The organism is Pseudonocardia oceani (assembly GCF_019263585.2).
Lineage (GTDB): Bacteria > Actinomycetota > Actinomycetes > Mycobacteriales > Pseudonocardiaceae > Pseudonocardia > Pseudonocardia oceani.
Window position 1 is genome coordinate 3052823 of the sequence record NZ_JADQDF010000001.1, and the last position, 16544, is coordinate 3069366.

Consider the following 16544-nt stretch of genomic DNA (forward strand, 5'->3'; position numbering starts at 1 on the left):
TCAGGCCGCCTCGAGGATCGCGACGACGCCCTGGCCGCCGGCTGCGCAGATGGAGATGAGGCCGCGGCCCTTCTTCCCGGTGTCCCGGGCCTGCTCGTGCAGCAGCTTCGCGAGCGTCGCGACGATCCGGCCGCCGGTGGCGGCGAACGGGTGCCCGGTGGCGAGGCTCGACCCCGCGACGTTGAGGCGGGACCGGTCGATCGGGCCCAGCGGCGCGTCGAGTCCCAGGCGCTCCTTGGCGAACGCCGGGTCCTCCCACGCGGCCAGCGTGGCGAGCACGGTCGACGCGAACGCCTCGTGGATCTCGTAGAAGTCGAAGTCCTGCAGCGTGAGGCCGTGGCGTTCGAGCAGGCGGGGAACGGCGTGCACGGGTGCGGTCAGCAGGCCGTCGGGTGGGTGGGACGACGAGCCCAGCACGAAGTCGACCGCCGCGGTCTCCGCGTCGACGAGGTGCGCGAGCACCGGCAGGCGGTGCTCGGCGGCCCACTCGTCCGAGCCCAGCAGCACGGCCGACGCTCCGTCGGTGAGCGGCGTCGAGTTGCCGGCGGTCATCGTGCCGTCGGACCCGCCGAACACCGGCTTCAGCCTCGCGAGCTTCTCCGCCGAGGTGTCGGGGCGCAGGTTCGCGTCGCGGGTGAGGCCGAGGAACGGTGTCACCAGGTCGTCGAAGAAGCCGCGCCCGTAGGCGGCGGCGAGGTTGCGGTGGCTGGCGGCGGCGAGCTCGTCCTGCGCCTCGCGGGACACGTGCCACTCCAGCGCGGTGAGTGCGGCGTGCTCGCCCATCGACAGGCCGGTGCGCGGCTCGGCGTTGCGCGGGACCTCCGGCACGACCTGCCCGGGGCGCAGGCCCGCGACGGCGCGCAGTCGATCGGCCAGCGAGCGCGCGCCGTTGAGCTTCATGAGGACGCGGCGCAGGTCGTCGTTGAGGGCGACGGGGGCGTCGCTGGCGGTGTCGACGCCGGCGGCGATGCCGCTCTCGATCTGCCCGAGCGCGATCTTGTTGGCGACGAGCACCGCCGTCTCCAGCCCGGTGCCGCAGGCCTGCTGCACGTCGTAGGCCGGCGTGTACGGCGAGAGGCGGCTGCCGAGCACGGACTCGCGGGTGAGGTCGCGGTCGCGGGAGTGCTTGAGGACGGCGCCGCCCGCCACCTCCCCGATCCGCTCGCCTGCGAGGCCGAAGCGCGCCGCGAGACCGTCGAGGGTGGCGGTGAGCATGTCGAGGTTGGTGGCCTGGGCGTAGGCCCCGTTCGCACGGGCGAACGGGATGCGGTTGCCCCCGATGACGGCGGCCTGCCGGGCTGAACGGGTCATGGTACGAACGGTACCCGGTACTGACGGTCCCGCATACGTGACCCGCGTCGCGTAGCCGGTACCGCAAGTACGCGGTACTTTCGGTTCCGTGAAGACCGCCCGGGACCGCCGCGCCAGCCGGTGGGACGCCCACCGGCAGGCCCGCCGCGTCGAGCTCACCGACGCCGCGATCCTGGCGATCCGCGCGCACGGCGCCGGCGTGGGCATGGACGAGGTGGCCGCACAGGCCGCCACCAGCAAGACGGTGGTCTACCGGCACTTCGCCGACCGCACCGAGCTCTACGTCGCGGTGTGCGAGCGGGTGGCCGGTGTGCTCCTGGGTCAGGTCCGCGCCGCGATGGACGGCGCCGACGGCCCGCACGCGCAGACCGCCGCGGGCATCGAGGCCTACCTGCGGCTCATCGAGCACGACCCCGAGGTGTACCGGTTCGTGGTGCACCGGCCGCTCGTCGACCGCGCGCTCGACGCAGATCCGGTCGCCGACCTCGTCTCCCTCATCGGCGACCAGGCCGCCGCGGTCATCGCGGCCCGCACCGGCGACCCCGTCCGCGCCGTCCCCTGGGGGCACGGCGTCGTCGGGATGGTCCGCGCCGCCGCCGACAACTGGCTCGCGCGGCCGGCCGGGACGACCCGCACCGAGCTCGCCGCGCACCTCACCGAACTCGCCTGGGCCGGGCTCTCCGGCGTCGTGGCAACCCCCTCCGAGGAGGAATCGTGAACGACCTGCAGACCGTGCTCGACGGCCGCTGGGCCGACGTGCGCAACTCCGTCCGCACGCAGATGGGCGAGCTCGCACTGACGCCCGACCCCGACGCCTCCACCGAGGAGTACCGCGCCGAGATCGCCGAGGCCGTGCGCGCGCTGGCCCGCAGCCGGCGCCCGCACCAGGGCTTCGACCCGGCCTACGGCGGCGAGGGCGATGTCGGCGGCGTCGTCGCGGCGTTCCAGATGCTCGGCCACGGCGACCTGTCGCTGTTGGTCAAGGCCGGCGTCCAGTGGGGCCTGTTCGGCGGCGCGCTGCAGGCGCTGGGCACCGCCCGCCACCACGACCGCTACCTGCGCGACATGATGGACGGCACGCTGCTCGGCTGCTTCGCGATGACCGAGACCGGCCACGGCTCCGACGTCCAGCACCTGCGCACCACGGCCACCTACGACGCGGACACCCACGAGTTCGTCATCCACACCCGGGAGCCGGGCGCCCGCAAGGACTACATCGGCGGCGCGGCCCGCGACGCGCGGATGGCGGCGGTGTTCGCGCAGCTCGTCACGGGCGGCCCGAACGAGGTGTCACAGACGCACGGCGTCCACTGCTTCCTCGTGCCGATCCGCAGCGAGGCGGGCGACGCCCTGCCCGGCGTCACGATCACCGACTGCGGCGTCAAGGCCGGGCTCAACGGCGTCGACAACGGGCGGCTGGTGTTCGACTCCGTCCGCGTCCCGCGCGAGGCCCTGCTCAACCGCTACGCCGACGTCTCCCCCGAGGGCGTCTACTCCAGCGACATCACCAACGAGACCCGCCGCTTCTTCACGATGCTCGGCACGCTCGTCCGCGGCCGGATCAGCGTGGCGGGCGGCGCGGCCAGCGCCACGCAGAAGGCGCTGACGCTGGCGGTCCGCTACGGCGAGACCCGTCGGCAGTTCAGCGACCCGGCCACCGGCGAGGAGGTCGTCGTCCTCGACTACCTCGTGCACCAGCGCAAGCTCCTCCCGGCCCTGGCGACGACGTACGCGCTGCAGTTCGCCCAGAACGACCTCGTCTCGCAGATGCACGACCTGCAGAAGCCGGGCGCCGAACCCGACGAGGAGCGCCAGCGGGACCTGGAGACCCGCGCCGCGGGGATCAAGGCCATCGGCACCTGGCACGCCACCCGCACCATCCAGACCTGCCGCGAGGCGTGCGGCGGTGCCGGCTACCTGGCGGAGAACCTGCTGCCCGCGCTCAAGGCCGACACCGACGTCTTCACGACGTTCGAGGGCGACAACACCGTCCTGCTCCAGCTCGTCGCGAAGACGCTGCTGTCGGACTACGGCCGCCGCGTCGCGAAGCTCGACCTCGCCGGCAAGGTCCGCTTCGGCGCCGACCTCGTCGCGGGCACCGTGCTGGAGCGCACCGGCGCCCGCTCGGTCCTGCGCCGCGGCGACCTGCGCGACCCCGCGCACCTGCGCCGGCTGCTCGTCGACCGCGAGGAGCACCTCATCGCGAGCGGCGCCCTGCGGATGCGCAAGGCCCTGGCGCCCGGCGCCGACCAGTTCGCGGTCTTCAACGGCGCGCAGGACCACCTGCTCGCCGCCGCCCGCGCGCACGTCGACCGGATCGTGTTCGACGCCTTCGCCGCGGTCGCCGACCGGCACCCCCTGCTCGGCCGGGTCCTGGCGCTGCACGGGCTGTCGGTGATCGAGGGCGACCGTGCGTGGTTCGTCGAGCACGGCTACCTGACGGCGGCGCGCACCAAGGCCGTCACGACGGCGGTCAACGCCCTGTGCGGCGAGCTCCGCCCGCACGCCCGCGAACTCGTCGACGCCTTCGGCATCCCGCAGAACTGGCTCGACTGCCCCCTGCTCGACGGCGAGCGCACCCGGCCGACGGAGGCCGACGAGCAGCACGCCGACACCCTCACCGCCGTCGGCTGACCCCGCCCGCCACCCCGCGCAGCAGCACCCACAACCCCCGCCGAGTTCGCCGCTGCCGCCCGCCGGGGTCGTCAGGGTCGGCGCGCCGCCTGGATCTCGGGCAGGCGGGTGGTGATGAAGTCCAGCAGGCCCGTGAGCTGCGCGGTGAGGCCGCTCCCGAGGTCGGTGAGGCTGTAGGTCACCTGCGGCGGGGTGGTGGGGGCGACCTCGCGCGCCACGAACCCGTCGGACTCCAGCGTGCGCAGCGTCTGGGCCAGCATCTTCTCGCTCACCCCGTCGATGCGGCGACGCAGCGCGCTGAACCGCAGCTCGCCGGTGTCGAGCGCCGCGAGCACGAGCACGGCCCACTTGCTCGTGACGTGGTCGAGCACCGACCGGCTGGGGCAGCGGCTGTCGAACACGTCACCCCGCGGGGGCCACGTCGCGTCCAGGACCTGCGTGCTCACATCCGCCTCCGGCACTTACGAGAAGGTACGTACTTACCGAACGATAGTGCGCGGGCTACCGTCGGAGCCATGATCGCTGTCACCGGAGTCACCGGGAACCTCGGCCGCGTCGTCGTCGACGACCTCCTCACCCGCATCCCCGCCACCGAGCTCGTCGCCGTCGCCCGCGACCCGCGCAAGGCCGCCGACCTCGCCGACCGCGGCGTCGACGTCCGCGCGGGCGACTACGACGACCCGGCCTCGCTGCGCGCCGCGTTCGCCGGCGTCGACGTCCTGCTGCTCGTCTCCTCCCCCGACGTCACGCCGGGCGTCCGCCCCCGCCAGCACGGCAACGCCATCGACGCGGCGCGCGCCGCGGGCGTCGGCCGGATCGTCTACACGAGCGCGATCGGCGCCGAGGACGGCCAGGGCTTCCTCGCCGACCACACCACCACCGAGGGCCTGCTGCGCGAGTCCGGCGTGCCGCACACGCTGCTGCGCAACACCTTCTACAGCGAGGCGTTGGTCAACCCCGGCCTGCGCGACGCCGTCGCGGCGGGCGAGCTGCTCGGCGCCGACGCCGGGCGGCCGGTCAACTTCGCGACGATCCGCGACCTCGGCCTCGCCGCCTCCGCCGCGCTGACCGGCGACGGCCACGCCGGCGTCGCCTACGAGCTGCGCGGACCGCTCTGGACGCTGGCCGACCTCGCGCGCGTCGTCGGGGAGGTCTCGGGCACGCCGGTGGCCTACCGCGCCGTCCCGTCGGCCGAGCTCGGCGGCATCGGCTTCGTGCACGACCTCATCGCGTCGGGCCTGTTCGCCGAGCCCTCCGACGACCTGGAGAAGCTGCTCGGCCGTCCGGCCACGAGCCTGCGCGACGCGGTGACGGCCGCACTCGCCTGAGCGACCCGGCTCGCACACAGGTCCGGGCGGCCGCGCACAGGGCCGGACCTGTGTGCGACCCCGTCAGTCTGTGTGCGGGCCGAGGCGGGTCACCGCCACCACGAGCCACCCGGTGTTGACGATGAGCCACGCCCGCTGCCACGCACCGAGGTCGGGCCCGCCGATGTTCAGGGCCAGCACCACCGACCCGACGGCCGCCGCCACCGTGAGCGCGGCGGCGAGCGGCCGTGTGCGCACCAGCCGCACCGCCACCACGGCCATCGCCGCCACCAGCGCGATCTCGTAGCCCACGACCGCGAGGACGTGGACGGTGTCGGCGAGGTCGGCCGGGGCGTCGTTCGGCGGCGTCCCGCAGCTGGCCGCGCCGAGCGGGCACGCAGTGCGGAACGCGGCGATCGTCAGCCCGGAGAGCCCGGCCAGAGCGAGCGGGACCGCGACCACCCCGCGCGACGCGGCCGCCGCACCGAGGTGCGCGACGCCGAGTGCGGTGATCGCGACGATCCCGAACACGGCCACCGACGACCCGCGCCCGGCGAGGCTGGACACGTAGTCGCCGCGGATGGAGTAGCCGGGGACCAGCGAGCCGGCGACGAGCGAGCCGAGCCAGAACAGGGCGACCCCGCCGACGGCCACCCCTCGTGCGCGGAAACCGCGGTCGGAGCCACGGTTTCCGCGCACGGGCTCACTGTCCAAGGTTCGCGTGCTCCGCCCGCAGCTCCCGCTTGAGGATCTTGCCGCTCGGGTTCTTCGGCAGCGCGTCGGCGAGCACGACGTACTTCGGGCGCTTGTAGCCGGCCAGCACCCCGCGCGCGTGCTCGTTCACCTGCTCCACGGTGACCTCGACGCCCTCCTTCGGCACGACGACGGCCGTGACGGCCTCGATCCAGGTCGGGTGCGAGATACCGAACACGGCCACCTCGGCGACGCCCTCGAGCTGGTAGATCGCCTCCTCTACCTCGCGGGACGCCACGTTCTCGCCGCCGGTCTTGATCATGTCCTTCTTGCGGTCGACGACCGACAGGTAGCCGTCCTCGGTCATGATCCCGAGGTCGCCGGAGTGGAACCAGCCGTCGCGGAAGGCGTCGGCGGTCTTCTCCTCGTCCTCGTAGTAGCCCAGGGCGGCGTGCGGGGAGCGGTGCACGATCTCGCCGATCTCGCCCGGCGCCACCGGCTGCCCGTCGTCGTCGACGAGGCGGGTCTCGACGTTGATCGACGCGCGACCGGCCGACCCGGCCCGGGGCAGCTGCTCGTCCGGGCGCAGGATCGTGGCCAGCGGCGACATCTCGGTCTGGCCGTAGAAGTTCCAGAACTGCACGCCGGGCAGGCGCCGCGACAGCTCCTTGAGCACCTCCACCGGCATCGCCGACGCGCCGTAGTAGCCCTTGCGCAGCGACGACAGGTCGCGGGTGGCGAAGTCGGGGTGGCGCAGCAGCGAGATCCACACCGTCGGCGGGCAGAACAGCTTCGTGGCGCGCTCCCGCTCGACGGTCGCGAGCAGCGTCGCCGGGTCGGGACCGGGCAGGATGATCGAGGTCGCGCCGAGGTAGACGTCGACGGAGAGGAAGCAGTCGAGCTGCGCGCAGTGGTAGAGCGGCAGCGAGTGCACCTCGATGTCGTCGACGCTCATGCCGCCGTCGATCGTGCAGCTCACGTACTGCGCGATCAGGGAGCGGCTCGACAGCATCACGCCCTTGGGCCGCGACTCGGTGCCCGAGGTGTACATCAGCCGCAGCGGGTCGTCGTCGCCGACGGGGACCTCGGGGTCGTGGTCGGGCCCGTCGCCGCCGAGCCAGGACTCGACGTCCTCCCAGCCCTCGGCCGGGTCGGCCCCGATCCAGCCGCGCACCCCGCTCTCGACGCCCGCCTCGGCCAGCGCCTTCGCGGCCGTGCCGGCCAGCGCGTCCTGCGCGACCATCCCGGACGCCCCGGAGTGGGTGAGGATGTAGGCGATCTCCGACGCGCCGAGCATGAAGTTCACCGGCACCAGCACGACGCCGACCTTCGCGGTGGCGAAGGCCAGCACCGCGTAGGCGTAGGAGTTGCGGGCGAGCAGCGCGAGGCGGTCGCCCTTCTGCAGCCCGCGCGCGGTGAGCGCGTGCGCGGTGCGGTTCGCGGCCGCGTCGAACTCCGCGAACGTGACCCGCCGCTCGCCGTCGACCACGGCGAGCTTGTCGGGGTAGCGCAGCGCGGAGCGGCGCAGCAGGTCGCCGAGGGAGTGCTGGCGGGTGCGGGCGATGGCGGCCTCGGTGCTCTGGCTGAACGTCACCGCCCGATCCTGCCTCACCGCTCAGCCCGAGGGCACCTCCGCGTACGCGTCGCCCACCGACACCTCACCCGGCCCGGCGACGTCGGCGTAGACGCCCGCGCACGCCCACACGCCGCCGATCTGCGGGATCTCGATGCGGTTGTGCTTCGCGATCGTGCGCAGGGTGTCGACGTCGCGGGGCAGGTCGCCCTGCTCCAGGGTCGTCATGACGCAGCGCATGGTGGCGAAGGAGTACGTCACGGTGGCCCCGCCGAGGGTGGCGCTGCGGCCCGGCCAGTCGTTCTCGGCGAAGCCGGTGTCGCCGCTGACGACGAAGTTCGGCCGGTAGCGGCGGGCGTCGAAGGTGGCGTCGGGGGCCAGCTCGCGGAGCCTGTCGAGGGTGGCCTCGGAGAGCACGTGCAGCGGGGAGAGGTCGAAGAACGTGCCCTTGGCGCCGAACGCGGAGATGTCGAACTTGCTGATCACCTCGCCGGTCTCCTCGCGGCGCACGGTGGTGTCGTCGATGAGCTTCTGCGGGGCGAGTCCCTCGACGTCGGGCCAGAGCTCCTCGAAGTACGCGCCCTCCGGCGCCTCGGCGGCCAGGTGCACGGGCCGCCCGATCGCGGTCGAGAGCGCGTCGTCGATATCGGCGTCGTCGCTGCGGTGCACCGACCCGTCGGGGAACGTGATCTCCACGGGCGGCGGCGCGGCGCCGGCCTCGGGCTCGGAGACGAAGCGGGCGGAGAACGCGAGCAGGTCGGCCCAGCGGCGCGGGACCTTGGCGCTCGCGACGACACCGGTCTCGCCGTCGATCACGGCGTAGGCGCGGTCGCCCACCACGCCGTTCGGGCCCACCGTGCAGGTAGTGAGGGACTCCCCGAGCATCGACTTGACCGGGTAGCGGTGGATCGCGGTGACCGTCATGCGCCCGGTCTATCCCGTTCCGCCGGTGTGACGGAACCCTCCGGTCGGAGGGGTCAGCACGTGCGTTCCGCACATGCGGCGAGAGTGCGCAGCTGCTTCCGCATCATCAGCAGATCGCCCCAGGCGATCGGGGTAGCGAGCCGGCCCGCGGTGAGGTCGAGCCGCCCGATCAGCCGGCAGGACCGCTCGCCCGTCGGCGTGACGCGGTAGGTGCACGCCATCGGGCCGAACCGGCGCGTCGGCCCGGGCCGCCCGACCGCGGTGACCTCGCGCCCCGGCACGACGTCGACGACCTGGAAGATGAGGACGAACGGCGTGCCGGGCGCGAGGGCGTCGGCGCCGGGGGTCAGGGTGCGCGGGCTGCGCCGGCCGAGGTTGTCGACGAGGTCGTAGCTGTAGGGCGCCTGTGTGAGCTGCGCGACCCAGCGGAACACGTGGGCGGCCGGCGCGCCGACGTCGACGGCCCGGACCATCCGCGCGGCGGGCTCGGGCACCAGGTCGGAGCAGGGGTAGGCGTCGTCGATCTCGGGGTCGGTGGCGCCCCAGGCCCAGGGCGGTCCGCGGCGCACGGACCCACCCTAAGAGCGCGCTGAGAACGGCGCGCGCACACGCGTCCCGGACCCCGCTAGGTTGCGCCGCGATGACCTCCTCCCCCAGGTCACGACCCGGTGAACCCCGCCCGCTGCTCGTGACCGCCGTCCACCGCCGTCGTTGGCCCGAACGGGGGTGCGCGTGATCGAGCTGGATGCGGTGACGAAGGTCTACCAGGCCGGCAAGGTGGCGGTCCGCGCGCTCGACTCCGTCGACCTCTCCATCGAGGAGGGCGACCTCGTGGCGATCATGGGGCCGTCCGGCTCGGGCAAGTCGACGATGATGAACATCCTCGGCTGCCTCGACGTCCCGACCACCGGTCACTACCGCCTCGGCGGCACCGACGTCGTCGGGATGCGGGAGAACGCGCTCGCCGACCTGCGCAACCGCCGCATCGGCTTCGTCTTCCAGTCCTTCAACCTCATCGCCCGTACCAGCGCCGCGCGCAACGTCGAGCTGCCGCTGGTCTACGCCGGGGTGGGTCGCCGCGAGCGCCGCGACCGCGCGCAGCAGGCGCTGGCCCGCGTCGGGCTCGACGGGCGCGGCGGCAGCATGCCCAACGAGCTCTCCGGCGGGCAGCAGCAGCGCGTCGCGATCGCCCGCGCGCTGGTCACGCGGCCGGCGATGATCCTGGCCGACGAGCCCACCGGCAACCTCGACACCGTCTCGACCAACGAGGTCATGCAGCTGCTCGTCGAGCTCAACGACGCCGGGCGCACCGTCGTGCTGATCACGCACGAGGACGAGGTGGCCGCGTTCGCGCGCCGCGTCGTGCGGCTGCGCGACGGACGGATCGTCAGCGACGTGCGCCAGCAGCCGCTGCCCCAAGGGGCGCCCGCCCCGGCCGCCGGCGGCACCCCGTGAACATCGCGGAGGCCGCGCGGCTGGCGTTCCGCGGGTTGCGGGCCAACAAGCTGCGCTCCGGGCTGACGACCCTGGGCATCATCATCGGCGTCGCGGCCGTGATCGTGCTGGTGGCGCTGGGCAACGGCATCCAGAGCGGGTTCACCGAGTCGTTCGGGTCGCTGGCCACGCAGATCTCGGTCAGCGCCAACCAGGAGGGCACGAACGGGCAGCCGCGCGACCTCACCGACGCCGACGTCGAGGCGCTCGCCGACCCCGCCGACGCCCCGGGCGTCGCCTCGGCCACGCCCACGGCGGGCGGTCCGGTCACCCTGCAGCTGCCCGGCGGCACGCAGTTCCGCTCGTCGGTGGTCGGCACGGTGTCGACCTATCTCGACGTCACCGACCGCGACCTCGTCATCGGCCGCATGTTCGACGAGGCCGAGGAGCGCAGCAAGGCCAAGGTCGTCGTGCTGGCCCCCGGCGCGGTCGAGGACCTCTTCGCCGGCGACGCGGGCGCCGCGCTGGGCAGCGAGGTGCGGATCGGGCGCACGGCGTTCCGGGTGATCGGCGTCGTCGCGGCCACCGGCCAGGACGACGTCGTGATCATGCCGCTGGGCACCGCGCGCAGCTTCCTGCTCGGCGGTGGCGACTCCGTCAGCAACGTCGTCGTCGTGGCGGTCTCGCCCGAGGCGGTACCGGCCGCGCTCGCCCAGGTCACCGCGATCCTCGACGACCGCCACGACATCGACGAGCCCGCCGAGCGGGACTACACCGCCACCGCGCAGCAGAGCCTGCTCGACCAGGTCAACCAGACCCTGTCGTTCCTCACGCTGTTCACCGTGGCCGTCGCCGCGATCTCGCTGATCGTCGGCGGGATCGGCGTCGCCAACATCATGCTCGTCACGGTCACCGAGCGGACCCGGGAGATCGGCATCCGCAAGGCGATCGGGGCCCGGCGCCGGGCGATCCTGCAGCAGTTCCTGCTCGAGTCGACCTTCCTCGCCGGGTTCGGCGGGATCGTCGGCATCCTCATCGGCGTCGGTCTGTCGACGGCCGCGGCGATCGCGCTGCCGCAGGCGATCCCGGACTTCCCGCCGCCCGTCGTCGACGTCAACTCCGTGATCATCTCGTTCGTGATCAGCCTGCTCATCGGCCTGGTCGCCGGTGGTTACCCCGCCAACCGCGCCGCCCGGCTGCGTCCCATCGAAGCGTTGAGGTTCCAGTGAAGACCGTCGCCCCGTCGCCCCTCCGGATCGTCGCCGCCGTGGGGGCGGTGCTGGCCCTCGCGGCCTGCAGCGGCGAGGCCGCCCCACCGCCGGTGGTCCGCGTCGACCGCGGCCTGGTCGCCACCACGGTGTCCGCGTCCGGCTCGCTCGTCGCCATCACCGAGCAGAACCTCGGGTTCGCCGAGGGCGGGCAGCTCGCCGAGGTGCTCGTGGCGGTGGGCGACCGCGTGCAGGCCGGTGACGTGCTCGCGCGCCTGGAGAACTTCGACCTGGAGCAGGCGCTGGAGCAGAGCCGCGCCCAGCTCGACCAGGCCCGCGCGAACCTCGCGAAGATCACCGGCGCCACCTCCGTGGAGCAGGCGCAGGCCTCGCTGGACCAGGCGTACTCGATCCTGTCGGCCACCGAGGAGCAGGTCGAGGCCACGAACAGCGCCAACGACGTCGCCACCGAGCGCGCGCGGGTGCAGCTCGACTTCGACCGCGACCAGCTCGACCGGGCGCAGGACCAGCTGGCGCGCGACCGGGCGGGGTGCAGCTCCTCGCCCGCGCCGACGACGACGAAGCCGGCGCCGACGTCGTCGTCCGGTCTGCTGGGCGGCGCGGAGGGACAGACGGCGACCACGCCGGTGACCGTCACGCCCGATCCCGAGTGCGAGGCCATCCCCGCCGACGAGACGGCCGTGCAGCAGGCGCGCGGCACCGTCATCGCCTCGGAGACCGCGCTCGACACCGCCGAGCAGCGCGAGAACGTCGACGAGGCCTCGGGCCGGCTGTCGATCGAGAACGCCCGCAACAGCGTCGTGACCGCGCAGAACACCCTCGACCAGGCCGGCAGCGACCGCCCCGCTGACACCGACGCACAGGAGGCGCAGGTCCGCGACGCCGAGGCGTCCGTGGCGCTGGCGCAGCGCGACCTCGACGACACTGCGCTGCGGGCGCCCGTCGCCGGCGTCGTCTCGCAGATCAACGGGACCGTCGGCGAGTTCGTCGGCGCCGCGTCCGGCACCACCTCGCTCGCCCCCGGCAGCAGCGCCCGCCTGCCCGGCGTCACCGACTCCTCGAGCACGGGCGCGAGCGCGGCGACGGGCGGGGGCGGCGCGTTCCTCGTCCTCAACGACGTCGACTCGTTCCAGCTCGTCGTGCCGTTCGAGGAGTCCGACGCGGCGCGCGTGCAGCCGGGCCAGGCCGTCGACGTCACCGTGGACGCCGTGCCGGGGATCAGCGTCCCGGCCTCGGTGCTGGCCGTCGCGCCCACCGGGGCCGACGTCTCGGGGATCGTCAACTACTACGCGACGGTCGTCCTCAACCGCACCGACCCGCAGCTGCGCGACGGCCAGACCGCCGACGCCGCGGTGCGCGTGGAGTCGGTGGAGAACGTGCTGCGGGTGCCGTCGTCGACGGTGCGCTCGGAGGACGGCCGCAAGGTCGTCACCACGCCCGGGGTCGACGGCGGCGACCCGGTGACCACGCCGTTCTCCGCCGGTGCGGTCGGCGACGAGTACACCGAGGTGAAGTCCGGCCTGCGCGAGGGCCAGGAGGTGCTGCTGCCGCAGGCGCAGGTGGCGTCGGTGCCGGGTGGCCCGCCGCAGAACTGAGCCTGCGGGACGCGGCCGGTACTACCATCGCCCCATGGTGCGCGTCCCCCTCACCCCGGCCGAGCGCGAGCGCGGCGAGCAGCTCGGCGCCCTCCTGCGGGAGGCGCGCGGGGAGCGCAGCCTCGGGGAGGTGGCCGGGGCGTCCGGCATCTCCGCCGAGACGCTGCGCAAGATCGAGACCGGCCGCATCCCGACGCCCGCCTTCTTCACCGTCGCCGCGCTCGCCCGCGCGCTGGGCCTCTCGCTCGACGAGCTGGCCATGCCCGGCATCACATCCGACGGAGAGGTCACCTTCGTCCGCACTGCCTAGTGTCGGGGCATGACCGCCGTGCAGCCCGAACCCGACCTCGAGATCGGCAAGCCCGAGACCGCCGCCGCCGGGCTGCCCGCCGTGGCCGTCAGCCTCGGGATGGCGGTCTCGCAGATGGGGCCGGTCCGCACGGCGCGCACCCTCCTGCGGCTCAACCAGGTCGACGGCTTCGACTGCATGAGCTGCGCCTGGCCCGACCCCGATCCGGAGCACCGGCACACCGCGGAGTTCTGCGAGAACGGCGCCAAGGCCGTCGCCTGGGAGGGCGACACCCGCCGGATCGGGCCCGACTTCTTCGCCGCCCACTACCTCGCCGACCTGGAGACGCGGTCGGAGTACTGGATGGGCCAGCAGGGCAGGCTCACCGAGCCGGTCGTGCGGCGCGCGGGCGGCACGCACTACGAGCCGATCACGTGGGAGGCCGCGTTCGCGCTGGTCGCCGAGCACCTGAACGGCCTCGACAGCCCCGACGAGGCGCTGTTCTACACCTCGGGCCGCGCGTCGAACGAGGCCGCGTTCGTCTACCAGCTCTTCGCCCGCGCCTACGGCACCAACAACCTGCCCGACTGCTCGAACATGTGCCACGAGGCGACCTCGGTCGGGCTCGCCGACACCATCGGCATCGGCAAGGGCTCGGTCTCCCTCGACGACGTGCACGAGGCCGACCTCATCGTCATCTCCGGTCAGAACCCGGGCACGAACCACCCGCGGATGCTGTCGGCGCTGGAGATCGCGAAGCACAACGGCGCCACGATCGTCGCGATCAACCCGCTGCGCGAGGCCGGGCTGCTGCAGTTCAACAACCCGCAGAAGCCGTCGGGCATCGTCGGGCGCGGCACCGAGCTGGCCGACCTCTACCTGCAGGTCCGCTCCGACGGCGACCTCGCCCTCTGGCAGGCCCTCGGGCACCTGCTGCTGGCCAGGGGCGTGGCGGACGAGGCGTTCATCGCCGAGCACACGGTCGGGTTCGACGCCTACGCCGCGCACCTGGCCGAGATCGACCGCGCCGAGGTGCTCGCCGCCACCGGCCTGGAGTGGGAGCGGATCGAGGAGCTCGCCGACCTCTTCGCGCGTTCGTCGAAGATCGTCAACTGCTGGGCCATGGGCATCACCCAGCACCGCAACGCCGTGGCGACGATCAAGGAGTTCGTCAACGTCGCCCTGCTCCAGGGCATGATCGGCAAGCTCGGCGCGGGCCTGTGCCCCGTCCGCGGGCACTCCAACGTGCAGGGCGACCGCACGATGGGCATCTGGGAGCGCTCGCCCGACTCCTTCCTCGACGCCCTGCGCGACGAGTTCGGGTTCGAGCCCCCGCGTGAGCACGGCCTGGACGCGGTGAAGTCCGTGCGCGCGCTGCGCGACGGGCGGGCGTCGGTTTTCGTCGGGCTCGGCGGCAACTTCGCCTCGGCGATGTCGGACACCGGCGTCACGGAGGCGGCGCTGCGCGGGGCCGCGCTCACCGTGCAGATCTCGACGAAGCTCAACCGCAGCCACGTCGCCTGCGGGGAGACCGCGCTGATCCTGCCGGCGCTGGGCCGCACCGAGAAGGACCTGTCCGGCGGCACCGAGCAGCGCATCACCGTCGAGGACTCGATGTCGTCGGTGCACGCGTCCCGCGGGCGGATGACGCCGGCGGGCCCGGAGCTGCGCTCGGAGGTCGGCATCCTCTGCGGCATCGCCTCGGCCACCCTCGGCGACCGCCACGGCATCCCGTGGGCCGCCTTCGCCGCCGACTACGACGAGATCCGCCACCGCATCGCCCGCGTCGTGCCCGGGTGCGAGGGCTACGCGGAGAAGATCAGGGAGCGGGGCGGGTTCGTCCTGCCGCACCCGCCCCGCGACAGCCGCACCTTCCCCACCGAGGCCGGCAAGGCCGTGTTCTCGGTGAGCCCGCTCGCCGCGGTCCAGGTCCCCCCGGGCCGGCTGGTGCTGCAGACGATGCGCAGCCACGACCAGTTCAACACCACGATCTACGGCCTCGACGACCGCTACCGCGGCATCCACCACGGCCGCCGCGTCGTGTTCGTCTCGGCGGCGGACCTGGCGGAGCTCGGGTTCGCCGACGGCGAGGTCGTCGACCTGGTGGGCGAGTGGTCCGACGGGGTCGAGCGCCGCGCCCCGGGGTTCCGCCTCGTCGAGTACTCCACACCCAAGGGCTGCGCCGCCGCGTACTACCCGGAGACCAACGCGCTGATCCCGCTCGACTCGGTGGCGTTGGAGGCCGGCACGCCGACGTCGAAGTGGGTCGTGATCCGGCTGGAGCGCTGACGCGCCCGTGAGTGGCGATCGTGCCCAGGGGCACGATCGCCACTCACGAGGTCAGGCGGCGACCGGGGTGGGGCGGGTGGCGCCGTGCAGGGCGCCGGCGAGCAGGACCGCGCCGGGCAGCACCCCGGCGAGCAGCGCCACCACCGCGGGCGACGCACCGGTGACGGCGGCGACCAGACCGGCGATGCCGCACAGCGCCAGGGCCACCCCGACCCGGGCGAGCGAGGGTGCCGACCACATCCGCGCCAGCGGCAGGAAGTGCACGCCGACCACGATCGTCACCCAGGGCAGCGGCGGCAGGCCGAGCGCGTTGAGCACCTGCGCCCCGGCGACGATCGCCACCACCTCGGCGAGCACCACGAGCCAGTAACCGCGAGAGAAGTGCGGCGGGCCCGACGGCCCGGTCCCGCGCCGGCGCAGCACCGCGACCAGGAGGGCGACGAACGCCAGCACCCCGGCGACCTGCACCACCGGCCCGGCGGGCGTCCCCAGCGCCCCCGCGTTGACCAGCACGTAGACCAGGCCGAACGACCCGCCGACGAGAGACCCGATGTTCATGGACCGAGCCTGACCGACGTCCGCGGCTCTCCGGTAGGTACGGATGTCACACGTCGGCGGCGGCGGTGTCCGGCTCGGGCTCGAAGATCGCCTCGATGGGCTGCCCGAACAGGCGCGCGATGCGGAAGGCGAGCGGGAGGCTGGGGTCGTAGCGGCCCGTCTCCAGGGCGTTGACGGTCTGCCGGGAGACGTCGAGCCGGTCGGCCAGCGCCGCCTGGGTCCAGCCGCGCGCCTCCCGCAGCGCCTTGAGGCTGTTCCTCACCGCGCCGACACCGCGGCGGCCACGGCCCAGGCGAGCATGCCGACCCCGTAGACGATCCAGCCGGTCATCGGCACGACCAGCCCGGCGACGTCGAGGAAGCCCAGCGTGACCGACGCGATCATGGCGGCGGCGAAGCCGACGGCGAGCCCGCGCAGCAGCAGCCCGCGCTGGTGGTCGTCGATGCGGCGCACGTGCCGGACCACGGCCCGGATGATCCACAGCGCGGGCAGGACCGGCAGCAGCGCCCAGAGGAACCGCCACGGGCTCGTGCCGTCGAGGTCGCCGAGGGCCACGACCGCGCCGAGGACGACGACGTAGCCGACGATGCCCGGCCAGAAGTCGCGGTGGTAGGCGCGGGAGCGGGCCCGGTCGCCGCTGCTCCGCCGCCCGTTGTCAAGCTCGCTTGTCATGGCTCCACCCTGCACGCACCGGGTGGGGATGTCAAG

Annotated in this window: 17 protein-coding genes; 8 read left to right on the forward strand and 9 right to left on the reverse strand. The window is 73.7% G+C overall.

All coding sequences use genetic code 11. From position 1 onward, the window contains the following. Entirely contained in the window at positions 1 to 1311 is a 1311-nt protein-coding gene (locus tag I4I82_RS15280) for an acetyl-CoA C-acetyltransferase (protein WP_218592709.1), read from the reverse strand. A gap of 88 nt (positions 1312 to 1399) precedes the next feature. On the opposite strand from I4I82_RS15280, the gene I4I82_RS15285 reads away from it, so the two are divergent. Beyond that, positions 1400 to 2029: a TetR family transcriptional regulator gene (locus tag I4I82_RS15285; RefSeq protein ID WP_218592708.1), complete on the forward strand. Its 630-nt coding sequence runs from the start codon at positions 1400 to 1402 to the stop codon at positions 2027 to 2029. Then, on the forward strand, positions 2026 to 3945 hold the full coding sequence (locus tag I4I82_RS15290) for an acyl-CoA dehydrogenase family protein (RefSeq protein WP_226370073.1): 1920 nt from the start codon (positions 2026 to 2028) through the stop codon (positions 3943 to 3945). Before I4I82_RS15285 ends, I4I82_RS15290 begins: the two co-directional genes overlap by 4 nt. Positions 3946 to 4016: 71 nt before the next feature. Here the strand turns inward: I4I82_RS15290 and I4I82_RS15295 are convergent, their stop codons facing one another. After that, positions 4017 to 4391: a winged helix-turn-helix transcriptional regulator gene (locus I4I82_RS15295; RefSeq protein ID WP_226370074.1), complete on the reverse strand. Its 375-nt coding sequence runs from the start codon at positions 4389 to 4391 to the stop codon at positions 4017 to 4019. Positions 4392 to 4460: 69 nt separating this feature from the next. Between I4I82_RS15295 and I4I82_RS15300 the strand changes: the two genes are divergently transcribed. Then, positions 4461 to 5273 carry an NAD(P)H-binding protein gene (locus I4I82_RS15300; protein ID WP_218591181.1) on the forward strand — a complete coding sequence of 271 codons (813 nt, stop codon included), beginning with the start codon at positions 4461 to 4463 and terminating at the stop codon, positions 5271 to 5273. Positions 5274 to 5336: 63 nt separating this feature from the next. Here the strand turns inward: I4I82_RS15300 and I4I82_RS15305 are convergent, their stop codons facing one another. From I4I82_RS15305 to I4I82_RS15320, 4 genes are read right to left on the reverse strand one after another with little or no spacing between them, the layout of a single operon-like run. Further along, positions 5337 to 5951, reverse strand: a complete 615-nt coding sequence (locus I4I82_RS15305) for a DUF998 domain-containing protein (protein WP_218591182.1) — start codon at positions 5949 to 5951, stop codon at positions 5337 to 5339. A 4-nt stretch (positions 5952 to 5955) separates the two neighbouring features. After that, positions 5956 to 7539 carry an acyl-CoA synthetase gene (locus tag I4I82_RS15310; RefSeq protein ID WP_218591183.1) on the reverse strand — a complete coding sequence of 528 codons (1584 nt, stop codon included), beginning with the start codon at positions 7537 to 7539 and terminating at the stop codon, positions 5956 to 5958. A 21-nt stretch (positions 7540 to 7560) separates the two neighbouring features. Then, positions 7561 to 8442: an MOSC domain-containing protein gene (locus tag I4I82_RS15315; RefSeq protein ID WP_218591184.1), complete on the reverse strand. Its 882-nt coding sequence runs from the start codon at positions 8440 to 8442 to the stop codon at positions 7561 to 7563. 53 nt (positions 8443 to 8495) lie between these two features. After that, on the reverse strand, positions 8496 to 9011 hold the full coding sequence (locus I4I82_RS15320) for an SRPBCC family protein (protein WP_218591185.1): 516 nt from the start codon (positions 9009 to 9011) through the stop codon (positions 8496 to 8498). Between the two features lie 163 nt (positions 9012 to 9174). On the opposite strand from I4I82_RS15320, the gene I4I82_RS15325 reads away from it, so the two are divergent. The 5 genes from I4I82_RS15325 to I4I82_RS15345 are packed head-to-tail and all read left to right on the forward strand — an operon-like array spanning position 9175 to position 15278. After that, positions 9175 to 9897 (forward strand): ABC transporter ATP-binding protein, encoded by a 723-nt coding sequence (locus tag I4I82_RS15325; RefSeq protein WP_218591186.1) that lies wholly within the window; start codon positions 9175 to 9177, stop codon positions 9895 to 9897. After that, the gene (locus I4I82_RS15330; protein ID WP_218591187.1) at positions 9894 to 11105 is read left to right on the forward strand and encodes an ABC transporter permease; all 1212 of its coding nucleotides are present in this window, start codon (positions 9894 to 9896) and stop codon (positions 11103 to 11105) included. The genes I4I82_RS15325 and I4I82_RS15330 overlap by 4 nt, the downstream gene beginning before the upstream one ends. Further along, on the forward strand, positions 11102 to 12700 hold the full coding sequence (locus tag I4I82_RS15335) for a biotin/lipoyl-binding protein (protein WP_218591188.1): 1599 nt from the start codon (positions 11102 to 11104) through the stop codon (positions 12698 to 12700). Before I4I82_RS15330 ends, I4I82_RS15335 begins: the two co-directional genes overlap by 4 nt. Before the next feature lie 34 nt (positions 12701 to 12734). Beyond that, complete coding sequence (locus I4I82_RS15340) at positions 12735 to 13010, forward strand: helix-turn-helix domain-containing protein (protein WP_218591189.1); 276 nt, start codon at positions 12735 to 12737, stop codon at positions 13008 to 13010. A 9-nt stretch (positions 13011 to 13019) separates the two neighbouring features. After that, on the forward strand, positions 13020 to 15278 hold the full coding sequence (locus I4I82_RS15345; RefSeq protein WP_218591190.1) for an FdhF/YdeP family oxidoreductase: 2259 nt from the start codon (positions 13020 to 13022) through the stop codon (positions 15276 to 15278). Positions 15279 to 15329: 51 nt separating this feature from the next. On the opposite strand, the gene I4I82_RS15350 is transcribed toward I4I82_RS15345, so the two are convergent. The 3 genes from I4I82_RS15350 to I4I82_RS15360 are packed head-to-tail and all read right to left on the reverse strand — an operon-like array spanning position 15330 to position 16508. Then, positions 15330 to 15836: a hypothetical protein gene (locus tag I4I82_RS15350; protein WP_218591191.1), complete on the reverse strand. Its 507-nt coding sequence runs from the start codon at positions 15834 to 15836 to the stop codon at positions 15330 to 15332. Between the two features lie 46 nt (positions 15837 to 15882). After that, complete coding sequence (locus tag I4I82_RS15355) at positions 15883 to 16098, reverse strand: helix-turn-helix transcriptional regulator (protein ID WP_218591192.1); 216 nt, start codon at positions 16096 to 16098, stop codon at positions 15883 to 15885. Continuing rightward, positions 16095 to 16508 carry a hypothetical protein gene (locus I4I82_RS15360; protein WP_218591193.1) on the reverse strand — a complete coding sequence of 138 codons (414 nt, stop codon included), beginning with the start codon at positions 16506 to 16508 and terminating at the stop codon, positions 16095 to 16097. The genes I4I82_RS15355 and I4I82_RS15360 overlap by 4 nt, the downstream gene beginning before the upstream one ends. Between the last annotated feature and the right edge of the window lie 36 nt (positions 16509 to 16544).

Bases quoted from the DNA above. Each gene is read 5' to 3' on its own strand.
- I4I82_RS15340 (WP_218591189.1), top strand. From the start codon at position 12,735: ATGGTGCGCGTCCCCCTCACCCCGGCCGAGCGCGAGCGCGGCGAGCAG.
- I4I82_RS15280 (WP_218592709.1), bottom strand. From the start codon at position 1,311: ATGACCCGTTCAGCCCGGCAGGCCGCCGTCATCGGGGGCAACCGCATC.
- I4I82_RS15360 (WP_218591193.1), bottom strand. From the start codon at position 16,508: ATGACAAGCGAGCTTGACAACGGGCGGCGGAGCAGCGGCGACCGGGCC.
- I4I82_RS15315 (WP_218591184.1), bottom strand. From the start codon at position 8,442: ATGACGGTCACCGCGATCCACCGCTACCCGGTCAAGTCGATGCTCGGG.
- I4I82_RS15345 (WP_218591190.1), top strand. From the start codon at position 13,020: ATGACCGCCGTGCAGCCCGAACCCGACCTCGAGATCGGCAAGCCCGAG.
- I4I82_RS15350 (WP_218591191.1), bottom strand. From the start codon at position 15,836: ATGAACATCGGGTCTCTCGTCGGCGGGTCGTTCGGCCTGGTCTACGTG.
- I4I82_RS15300 (WP_218591181.1), top strand. From the start codon at position 4,461: ATGATCGCTGTCACCGGAGTCACCGGGAACCTCGGCCGCGTCGTCGTC.